The 3,841-nt window shown below is 38.3% G+C and carries 5 protein-coding genes and 1 pseudogene; 4 read left to right on the top strand and 2 right to left on the bottom strand.

Annotation, left to right across the window (positions count from 1 at the left end):
* Positions 1-44 precede the first annotated feature (44 nt).
* From ACYTR8_RS10145 to ACYTR8_RS10160, 4 genes are all read left to right on the top strand, one after another.
* The gene (locus ACYTR8_RS10145; protein ID WP_044565575.1) at positions 45-182 is read left to right on the top strand and encodes a hypothetical protein; all 138 of its coding nucleotides are present in this window, start codon (positions 45-47) and stop codon (positions 180-182) included.
* A 25-nt stretch (positions 183-207) separates the two neighbouring features.
* Entirely contained in the window at positions 208-573 is a 366-nt protein-coding gene (locus ACYTR8_RS10150) for an Asp23/Gls24 family envelope stress response protein (RefSeq protein ID WP_003054896.1), read from the top strand.
* Positions 573-2,237: a DAK2 domain-containing protein gene (locus ACYTR8_RS10155; RefSeq protein WP_269760260.1), complete on the top strand. Its 1,665-nt coding sequence runs from the start codon at positions 573-575 to the stop codon at positions 2,235-2,237. The genes ACYTR8_RS10150 and ACYTR8_RS10155 overlap by 1 nt, the downstream gene beginning before the upstream one ends.
* A gap of 235 nt (positions 2,238-2,472) precedes the next feature.
* Positions 2,473-3,363 (top strand): SPFH domain-containing protein, encoded by an 891-nt coding sequence (locus ACYTR8_RS10160; RefSeq protein ID WP_155778868.1) that lies wholly within the window; start codon positions 2,473-2,475, stop codon positions 3,361-3,363.
* A 136-nt stretch (positions 3,364-3,499) separates the two neighbouring features.
* On the opposite strand, the gene ACYTR8_RS10165 is transcribed toward ACYTR8_RS10160, so the two are convergent.
* Positions 3,500-3,616, bottom strand: a complete 117-nt coding sequence (locus ACYTR8_RS10165; protein WP_000818733.1) for a putative metal homeostasis protein — start codon at positions 3,614-3,616, stop codon at positions 3,500-3,502.
* Positions 3,617-3,728: 112 nt separating this feature from the next.
* A pseudogene (locus ACYTR8_RS10170) lies at positions 3,729-3,841 on the bottom strand (IS30 family transposase); the annotation flags it as partial.

Genomic DNA, 3,841 nt, shown 5'->3' on the forward strand with positions numbered 1-3,841 from the left:
GAAAGATTATTTAGTCCAATTATTTGGAGAAAGAGGCTAAGCAGATGATTGATTTAAAAAGGAATCTTTTCAAAATTGATGTCCGGGCACAAAAGGATGAAGAGAAAGTTTTCATGCGTACGGCGTGTATGATTCACCCTATCTCTTTTACATTAGCTGTAGATTATGGTAAAATAATATGAACAATAACTTTTTGAGGTAGTAAATATGACTGTAAAAATCAATACAAAAGATGGTCTAATCGAACTATCCGACGACGTTATCGCAACTGTCGTGGGTGGGTCAGCAACGGAAATTTTTGGCGTTGTTGGAATGGCTAGTAAAAGTGCAATCAAGGACAATTTCCAATCGCTACTTCGCAAAGAAAACTATGCAAAAGGTGTTGTAGTGAAATCAACAGATATGGGTATTTCTGTTGATGTATACACTGTGATGAGTTATGGTGTGAAAATCAGTGAAGTCTCTAAAAATATCCAAGAACGCGTGAAATTTAACCTTGAGAGTCAGCTTGGCCTTACTGCTGATATGGTTAATGTTTACGTTCAAAATATTAAGGTTGTAGGAGAAAATTAGTGTCAAATATTACAACAAGCTTATTCCAAGAAATGGTCCAAGCGGCAGCGACTCGTCTTGGCAAACAAGCAGAATATGTTAATTCCTTAAACGTTTTCCCTGTCCCAGATGGAGACACAGGGACAAATATGAGCATGACGATGGACAATGGTGCCAAAGAAGTGGCGGATAAACCGGCTTCAACTGTTGGTGAAGTTGGTCAAATTTTGTCAAAAGGTCTTTTGATGGGAGCGCGAGGAAACTCTGGGGTTATCACCTCACAACTTTTCCGTGGCTTTGGTCAAAGTGTTAAAGGAAAAGACGAGCTCACTGGTAAAGATTTGGCACAAGCCTTTCAAATGGGAGTAGAAGTTGCTTACAAGGCAGTGATGAAGCCTGTTGAAGGGACAATCTTGACAGTATCTCGTGGAGCAGCAACTGCAGCCTTGAAAAAAGCAGACCTTACAGATGATGCAGTGGAAGTTATGCAAGCTGCTTTAGATGGTGCAAAAGGTGCCCTTGCTAAGACTCCTGATTTACTTCCTGTTCTTAAAGAAGTTGGTGTGGTTGACTCAGGTGGTCAAGGACTGGTCTTCATCTATGAAGGATTCCTATCTGCTTTAAATGGTGACTATGTAGCTTCAGAAGATTTTAAAGCGACTCCTGCTAACATGTCTGAAATGATTAATGCAGAGCATCACAAATCTGTTGTCGGTCATGTGGCTACTGAAGATATTACTTACGGTTATTGTACTGAAATCATGGTTGCTCTTAAACAAGGACCAACTTATGTGAAAGAATTCAACTACGATGAATTTCAAGGGTACCTTAGTGGTCTAGGAGACTCATTATTAGTAGTTAACGATGACGAGATTGTTAAAGTTCACGTCCACACTGAAGATCCAGGACTCGTGATGCAAGAAGGACTTAAATATGGTTCGCTTATTAAGATTAAAGTGGACAATATGCGTAATCAGCATGAAGCACAGGTTCAAAAGACTGATGCTGAAGAAAGCAAGGCTGAGGCAAAAGACTTTGGCTTGATTGCAGTGGTTGCTGGAGAAGGTTTATCTGAAATTTTCAAGGCGCAAGGTGTTGATTATGTGATTTCTGGTGGTCAAACCATGAACCCATCAACAGAAGATATTATAAAAGCTATTGAAGCAGTTAATGCCAAACAAGTCATTATTTTACCAAATAATAAAAATATCTTTATGGCTGCTCAATCTGCGGCAGAAGTGGTTGATATTCCGGCTGCTGTTGTTGAAACACGTACTGTTCCGCAAGGATTTACTAGCCTGTTAGCCTTTGACCCTTCGAAATCTTTAGAAGACAATGTAGCAGATATGTCAGCTAGTCTTTCTGATGTAGTCAGCGGTAGCGTCACTTTGGCAGTCCGTGACACTACTATTGATGGTTTAGAAATCCATGAAAATGATTTCTTGGGAATGGTTGATGGTAAAATCGTCGTTTCGAACCCAGATATGGAAGCAACTCTAAAAGCTGCCTTTGCCAAAATGATTGACGAAGATAGCGAGATTGTTACCATCTTTGTTGGTGAAGAAGGTGATCAAGATTTAGCAGAAGAACTCGCTGAGTATTTAGAAGAGACTTATGAAGATGTAGAAGTTGAAATCCATCAAGGAGATCAGCCTGTTTACCCATATCTCATGAGTGTAGAATAATAGAATACAATAAAAAAAGAGGAGTTAGGCAAAGGTCTAACCCTTTTTGTCTATATTGATGTCGGAATGAGTGGTTTTAGCGATGGTAAACCCCTGAAAAATGAGGCAATCCATCAGAAAGCTAATGGTTACGATTTAATTTGACAAAACCTAGAAAAACATTATAATTGTCTTATAACAATAAGTCAAGGACTGAAAATGGTTCAGCTCTAAGACATGATAAGGAGGAGATTTTATGTTAGGAGCATTTATCTTTATTGCTTTTGGGGTTATTATAATCCTAGCTATTGTTGCCAGCACCCTTTATGTGGTTCGCCAACAATCTGTTGCCATCGTGGAACGTTTTGGTAGGTACCAAAAAACAGCCACTAGTGGTATTCATATCCGACTTCCGTTTGGGATTGACAAAATTGCTGCGCGTGTGCAGCTGCGTCTTTTACAGTCAGAAATCATCGTTGAAACCAAAACCAAGGACAATGTGTTTGTGACCTTGAATGTTGCCACTCAGTACCGTGTTAACGAGCAAAATGTAACGGATGCTTACTATAAATTAATGAAACCTGAATCTCAAATCAAGTCTTATATTGAAGATGCCTTGCGGTCATCAGTGCCAAAGTTGACCTTGGACGAATTGTTTGAGAAAAAAGATGAAATTGCCTTGGAAGTACAACATCAAGTGGCAGAAGAAATGTCAACTTATGGTTATATCATTGTCAAAACCTTGATTACCAAGGTGGAGCCTGATGCTGAAGTGAAACAGTCAATGAATGAAATCAATGCGGCTCAACGCAAACGTGTAGCTGCTCAAGAGTTGGCAAACGCAGATAAAATTAAAATTGTGACAGCAGCAGAAGCAGAAGCTGAAAAAGATCGCTTGCACGGGGTAGGGATTGCCCAACAGCGTAAGGCCATTGTGGACGGTTTGGCCGAGTCAATTCAAGAGCTTAAAGAGGCGAATATTTCCTTAAACGAAGAACAAATCATGTCCATTTTGTTGACCAACCAATACCTAGATACTCTCAATACCTTTGCAGCAAAAGGAAACCAAACCCTTTTCCTACCAAATACACCAAATGGAGTAGATGATATCCGTACACAGGTTTTATCAGCTTTAAAAACCAAATAAACAATGAACAGATTGGTTATTCCAGTCTGTTTTTTTCGAAATTAGGAAAGAAAGCATCAAAAAACGACTAAGACGGAGGGAAATGTCTTAGTCGTTTTTTTGTCTGACTTACATTTGGAGAGATAAAAATAGAATCCTATTTTTTACCGTAACGTTTATACTCGTGAATAATTTTCAGAGCACGTTTTCTGGTTTTAATATTGGGACTTTTCAGTCTTCTGTAAGCTGACGATAAGTCAGTTTTTTCTGCCATATTATCCTCCTAAATATAAATTATTAACGTTAACAAAAATAAGTATAGCATAAAATAGTTAACTAGTAAAGTATTTTGTGGTGAATTCTTTTATTAATCCCAAATTGTCAAATTAAGCTAGACATTTTACGTAACTCAGAAAAACCTGATATGGTGTTTGATAATTTAAAGATTTCCTAGGAATTCTATTTCGTTTATCAGCGATAGCTGATAAATATTTCTGAG

The sequence above is a fragment of the Streptococcus sp. F2 genome (assembly GCF_056500955.1).